The 6,000-nt window shown below is 58.1% G+C and carries 4 protein-coding genes; 1 reads left to right on the plus strand and 3 read right to left on the minus strand.

Annotation, left to right across the window (positions count from 1 at the left end; all coding sequences use genetic code 11):
• The first annotated feature begins 58 nt into the window (after positions 1-58).
• On the plus strand, positions 59-847 hold the full coding sequence (locus NML54_RS04760; RefSeq protein WP_371925791.1) for a DNA-3-methyladenine glycosylase I: 789 nt from the start codon (positions 59-61) through the stop codon (positions 845-847).
• Between the two features lie 122 nt (positions 848-969).
• On the opposite strand, the gene NML54_RS04765 is transcribed toward NML54_RS04760, so the two are convergent.
• The 3 genes from NML54_RS04765 to NML54_RS04775 all read right to left on the minus strand — a co-directional run bounded on the left by NML54_RS04765 (position 970) and on the right by NML54_RS04775 (position 5,370).
• Positions 970-1,359 carry a DUF1304 domain-containing protein gene (locus tag NML54_RS04765; protein ID WP_254756214.1) on the minus strand — a complete coding sequence of 130 codons (390 nt, stop codon included), beginning with the start codon at positions 1,357-1,359 and terminating at the stop codon, positions 970-972.
• A gap of 246 nt (positions 1,360-1,605) precedes the next feature.
• Entirely contained in the window at positions 1,606-3,228 is a 1,623-nt protein-coding gene (locus NML54_RS04770) for an L-lactate permease (protein WP_254756216.1), read from the minus strand.
• A 504-nt stretch (positions 3,229-3,732) separates the two neighbouring features.
• Positions 3,733-5,370, minus strand: coding sequence for an L-lactate permease (locus NML54_RS04775; protein WP_254756218.1), 1,638 nt, complete (start codon positions 5,368-5,370; stop codon positions 3,733-3,735).
• Positions 5,371-6,000 lie beyond the last annotated feature (630 nt).

Below are 6,000 nucleotides of genomic sequence, written 5' to 3' on the forward strand. Positions count from 1 at the left end.
AGTAGAACATGATTCCGAAATATTCAGATGAGCTCAGCACTCTCAGAGAGGAGAAATCGTGACCTCGCAATCTACTATTCCCGCCAACCCCCTCGAAAACACCCTGAGTTACCCCACATGGGTGACCAATGAGCTTCTGCGTGACTACTACGACACCGAATGGGGTATGCCCATCACCGATGAGCGGGGACTCTTCGAAGCCCTGAGCCTTGAAGCTTTTCAGGTGGGTCTTTCCTGGCGCACGATTCTTGCCCGCCGTGAGGCATTTCGTCGCGCTTTCGAGGGGTTCGATCCCGAACGCGTGGCTGCGTTCACCGATCAGGATGTTGCCAGGCTCCTCCAGGACGAAGAGATTATCCGTAACGAGCGAAAGATTCGCGCGGTCATCTCCAATGCACAGCTGACCCTTCGGATGCGTGAGCTTGCTGCCACGCCGCGTAACGCATCCGCCAAGGATATTCATCTTCCCCTTATCGCGCCCTCTTCTACCCCGACCAATACGGATAGCGTTGAGGTGCCGAATACTCGCCGCCGTCGAGCTCGTACGCTAAGCGATGAAGACCTGGACCGGATGCGCGAGCGCACCCTATCCGACGGCACGCGTGTACCGGGAGGGCTACCGGCGTGGCTGTGGTCCTTCGCGCCACATGAGACTATCGCGCCGCATACTCTGGAAGATATTCGGACAGATACACCCGAGTCCGCGCTTCTTGCCAGCTCTTTTAAATCTCTAGGAGGTGTGTTCTTAGGTCCGGTGACCGCCTATGCGCTCATGTGCGCGGTCGGTATGGTTGATGCGCACCTGGTGGGTTCGCATCGGCGAGGCTGTTCGGGGCTCTTTACCTAAGCTCCCCTCACCCCTAAGCTCCCCTCGCTTGGCGTGCTCGCGTGCAAGGGCATAGAAAAGCCGCGTGTTACTTCAGTGGAGTAAGCACGCGGCTTTTATACCTTGAGATGTTCCGCTCTGAATTAGATCATCACAAAGAGGAAGATCAGAGACAGCAGCGGCGGGGTCAGCTGAATCAGTGCCGGCTTACGCTTATCCGGGGAGGTGAGGAACAGGTAGGCACCAGCAATCGTCATGGAGCCCAGGCCTGCGAACATGAGTGCCACACCCACCTGCGGGGAGCCGAACCAGAAAGCCAGCAGACCGGTTGCGGCAATCCAGGCGAGCATCAGGTTGTACAGGCCCTGGTTTGCCGCCATCTCCTTGGTGGAATCGGCGAATTCTTCGGTCATTCCGAAGGTTTCGCGGCCCTTAGGCTTGGTCCAGAGGAAGGATTCAATAATCCAGATGTAGACATGAATAGCTATAGCAATAAAGGCAAAGACAGTAGTAATCGTTGCGAGCGCCTGCATTGTTTTTTCCTTACGCAGTAGGTGTTCTATGAGGCACCTGCCCGTTCTTTATTCTGGAGCATAACCTGTGGCGATGTGCAGAATCATGCAGGAGCAAGCACAAGAAGTAATTCTACGCCTCTTCCCGGCTTGGTGGAACCTCCCTGACTATGCGTGAAACCCCTCGATTCGTCTTCTGCAGAGAAAACGCAGGGTTCTTATCGAGGGGTTTCTTATACGGGGTTACGCCGAATCCGGTATCGGCCTTTAGCCCATCATGAGCGACAGAGCGAAGGACCAGACGCAGACCAGGCCCAGCAGAATAGCGCTGTACTTAATGGACATGGAGGTAATCTTCGATTCCTCGCCTGCGCTATTTACTGCCGCCGCCGCGATTGCGATGGACTGCGGGGAGACGATCTTACCCATCACGCCACCGGCGGTGTTTGCAGCCACGAGCAGGGTCGGGTCAACAGCAATCTGGGCTGCGGTGGTGGACTGCAGACCCGCGAAGAGCACGTTAGCGTTCGTCACGGAGCCGGTCACGAACACGCCAATCCAACCGATGATTGGGGACAGCAGCGGGAAAACCGGGCCGGCTGCTGCGAGCGCCAGAGCGATGGAGGTGGTCATACCGGCGTGGTTCATGACGTTTGCGACGGACATGACCAGGCAGATCATGAGGATCGGCATCTTCAGCTGGTTCCAGGTGCCGCCGAGTTCTTCGAAGGCTTCACCCCAGCTGATCTTCGAGGTCAGGATGGTGATGAGTGCCGCCACCAGAATTGCGGTGCCGGATGCGCCCAGGGTGTTCCAAGAGAAGATGGCGGTCACGGTCTTACCAGCACCGGTGGTGATGGCTTGGTGAATGCCGGGGATGGGGAATGCCAGGGTTGCAGCCCCCAGCGGACCAGTGGTTGCGAACACGGGCTTGAGCGCGGTGGACCAGAGCAGGATGGTTGCGGAGAGGAAGATGAAGGGGCTCCACGCCTTAACAATCTCAGTGCCGGTGTGCTTCACGCTCTGCTGAGCCTGAACTTCTTCAAGGCTCGGAGCGGTGGGTTCGCGGTAAATGTGCTTGGGCTGCCAGGAACGCATGACGAGTGCCAGCGCTACCAGGGACAGCAGCGGCGGGATGATATCGACCAGTTCGGGAGAGCCGAGCAGCATCAGGATAGCTGCCTGACCGCCGGAGAAGATGACGCCGGTCATGAGCGCTACGAGACCGACTTCGCGGATGCCGCGCATACCGTCCTGGATTGCAACCATCAGCAGCGGCACGAAGGCGACGAAAATCTGCAGTACCGGAACCATGCCTGCGGACAGGTGTGCGGTGTCCAGGCCGCCGACCTTAGCGGCGGTGGTCACGGGAATGCCGATAGCGCCGTAGGCGCCGGACGCGGCGTTGGCTACCAGCGCCAGCATGGATGCCTTGAGGGGGTTGAAGCCCAGGGATACGAGCAGTGCCGCAGAGATAGCGATCGGGATGCCGAAGCCTGCTGCACCTTCGATGAAGCCGCCGAAGCAGAATGCGATCAGTAGCACCTGGATGCGCTGGTCGTTCGAGATGGAGGAGACGGAGGAGCGCACGATGTCGAAGTTACCGGCGCGCACAGCGATGCGGTAAAGCCACACCGCCATGAGCACGATCCAGCCAATGGGCCACATGCCCGAGAGGAAGCCGGAAAGGATGGAACCGGCACCTGCGGTGATGGGCAGGCCGAAGACCGCGCAGCCGATGATGAGAGTGGTGCCGAGGGTCAGCAGTGCTGATTTGAGGCCGCTGAGTTTCAGGACGGTTAGGCCCAGCAGGAAGAGGACGATGGGTACTGCTGCGACCAGTGCGGAGAGCACCGGTGAGTTCAGCGGGTCGTAGGTTTGCTGCCACATAGGGCGGGGTGTTCCTTTCGGTCTGTGCTTTCTAGGCGGGCGCTTCTTCCGGTACGGCGTCTGCGCTGTATGGAAGCGTTGGGCCGCATAAAAACCGATGGGCCCGTCCTGTACGTCGTAAACGGGTCCATCGGTGAAGCATTTTGGTCATCAGCGACCAGGCGTTGCTCGGTGAGATATTCCGAGGTGTTTGACCGGTAGGTGGCGGTTTTATTCCCGCTAACTAGGTGCTCATGACTTTATCTTTTTAAGCTATCAGGTCTCCTGGTAGAGTTCAGGATAGGATAACCTTAAGTGTGCACAAACGATATTTATGTGCATATTTACACTCCTCGGTATTCACCCCTCACCGCTCCCCTTCGAACCACCAACTGCGCCTCCCTAGCAATCCTAGATAGTGTAAAAGCCCCCTCCTATCAGAGTAGAAGGGGGCTTGATACAGACCGTATTGAGGAGCCTCGCTCTCAACCGGAGGGGGCTATACGCATCGGGTTCTCACGCTGTTTAGAGGCCGATCAGAGACAGGACATAAACCCAAACACAGGTGATAGCCAGCAGAGCTGCACTGTACTTGATCGCCATGGAGGTAATCTTCGATTCCTCGCCTGCGCTGTTCACAGCAGCAGCTGCAATTGCGATGGACTGCGGGGAAACGATCTTCGCCATCACACCACCGGCGGTGTTAGATGCAACCAGCAGGGTCTGACTGACGCCAATCTGCTGTGCGGTGGTAGCCTGCAGGCCAGCGAAGAGGATGTTGTTGTTCACCACAGAACCGGTCACGAACACACCAATCCAACCGATAATCGGGGACAGCAGCGGGAAGATTGCGCCCACAGCGGCAACAGCCAGTGCGATGGAGGTAATCATACCCGCGTAGTTCATGACGTTAGCAACGGACATGACCAGGCAGATCATGAGAATCGGGGTCTGCAGCTGCTTCCAGGTGCCGCCGAGCTCCTCGATAGCCTCGCCCCAGCTGATGGAGGAGGTCAGGATGGTGATGATGGTAGCCACCAGAATTGCGGTACCGGATGCGCCCACAATGTTCCAGGTGTAGGTCACGTCGATAGGCTTGGGGGTTGCAACAATCGGTGCCGCCTGCGAGATGCTCTGGTGCAGCCAGGGCAGGGGGAAGGTGATATTGGTGAAGTCAAGCGCGCCCTTAGCAGCGAAGACGGGCTTCAGAGCGGTGGACCAGAGCAGGATCACGACGGACAGGTAGACGAAGGGGCTCCAGGCCTTGAGAATCTCGCCGCCAGTGTGCTTGACGCTCTGCTGAGCCTGAACTTCTTCCAGGGAGGGAGCGGTGGGCTCGCGGAAGATGTGCTTGGGCTGCCACTTCTGCATGACCAGTGCCAGAGCGACCAGTGCCAGCAGCGGCGGGATGATGTCGACGAGCTCGGGGTTACCCAGGGTTGCGAGCAGAACGGACTGGCCGCCGGAGTAGATAACGCCAACCATGAGAGCTACCAGACCGACCTCGCGGATACCGCGCAGACCGTCCTGAATAGCAACGAGCAGCAGGGGGATCAGACCTGCCATGATCTGGATAACCAGGACCATTTCGATAGACAGTGCATGCAGGTCCACGCCACCGCGGGTTGCTGCGGTGGTCACGGGGATACCGATAGCGCCGTACGCACCGGAGCTCACGTTAGCAATCAGAGCGAACATTGCGGCCTTGAGCGGGTTGAAGCCCAGGGACACGAGCAGTGCAGCACAGATAGCGATCGGGATACCGAAGCCGGCAGCACCTTCAAGGAAGCCGCCGAAGCAGAATGCGATTAGCAGCATCTGGATGCGCTGGTCGGTAGAGATGGAGGAAATCGAGGAACGAACGATTTCGAAGCCGCCGGAACGCACGGAAATGCGGTAGAGCCACACTGCCATGAGAACGATCCAGCCGATGGGCCACATGCCCGAGAGGAAACCGTAGAGGATGGAGCCTGCACCTGCGGTGACGGGCATGCCGAAGATAGCGCAACCGATGAGGAGAGCTAGGACGAGGGAGATAACGGCAGATTTAATACCGCTGAGCTTCAGGACGGTGAGGCCCAGAAGGAAGAAAATAATCGGGACTGCTGCCACGAGTGCGGAGAGTGCACTCGAGTTCAGCGGGTCGTAGACTTGCTGCCACATGGTTTATTGTGTTCCTTTCCACGCCCACGGGGGCGGGATCGAGTTGTACCGTAAAACCTTCCCAGCGACGCTTGTGGCGGCGTGTGTGCCGTGTGTTGCCGGTGCGTGCACCTAGCTGTTTTATGCGTTATGGGCGCTATCCTCTGGGGATATATGCCTTCACTTGGGTTCGTGTTGGTTTTGCGGCTATAAAATTTAGTGTATTGAAACGGCGTTTTTGTCACAGAAACCTGAATATTCCTTGATTTATCAAGGGAATTTCAGTGTCAGGACGATAATTCCTGAATCCCAAAACGCAATTCCTTGTCTACCAAATGTACCACTTAACACCCACAAAATCGGGCATATTCCAACATTTAGATTCAAGCTCATAATTGCAACCTAACCTAAAGCCCACCCCGGCTTGAGGGCTTACCCAGCCCCCTCCCCCGCTATTACAAGGGAATAAGAACCCGCCAAAGCCCTGCCAGAGCACGCAGCGCCTCGGGAACGTTCAAACCGACACAACCCAGCCCCGCGCTCGCTCTCTCTCTGGGGGCCCCCCCCCCGGCCGCCGCGGGGGGGGGGGAAAAAAGAGGGGGGGGGGGGGACGGGGGGGGGGGGGGGGGGGGGGGGGGGGGGGGGGGGGGG

Source organism: Rothia gullae, assembly GCF_024294905.1.
Taxonomy (GTDB): Bacteria; Actinomycetota; Actinomycetes; order Actinomycetales; family Micrococcaceae; genus Rothia.

What these genes read in the sequence shown, in the direction of transcription:
- NML54_RS04765 (WP_254756214.1), bottom strand. Translation starts at nt 1,359, where the DNA reads ATGCAGGCGCTCGCAACGATTACTACTGTCTTTGCCTTTATTGCTATA.
- NML54_RS04770 (WP_254756216.1), bottom strand. Translation starts at nt 3,228, where the DNA reads ATGTGGCAGCAAACCTACGACCCGCTGAACTCACCGGTGCTCTCCGCA.
- NML54_RS04775 (WP_254756218.1), bottom strand. Translation starts at nt 5,370, where the DNA reads ATGTGGCAGCAAGTCTACGACCCGCTGAACTCGAGTGCACTCTCCGCA.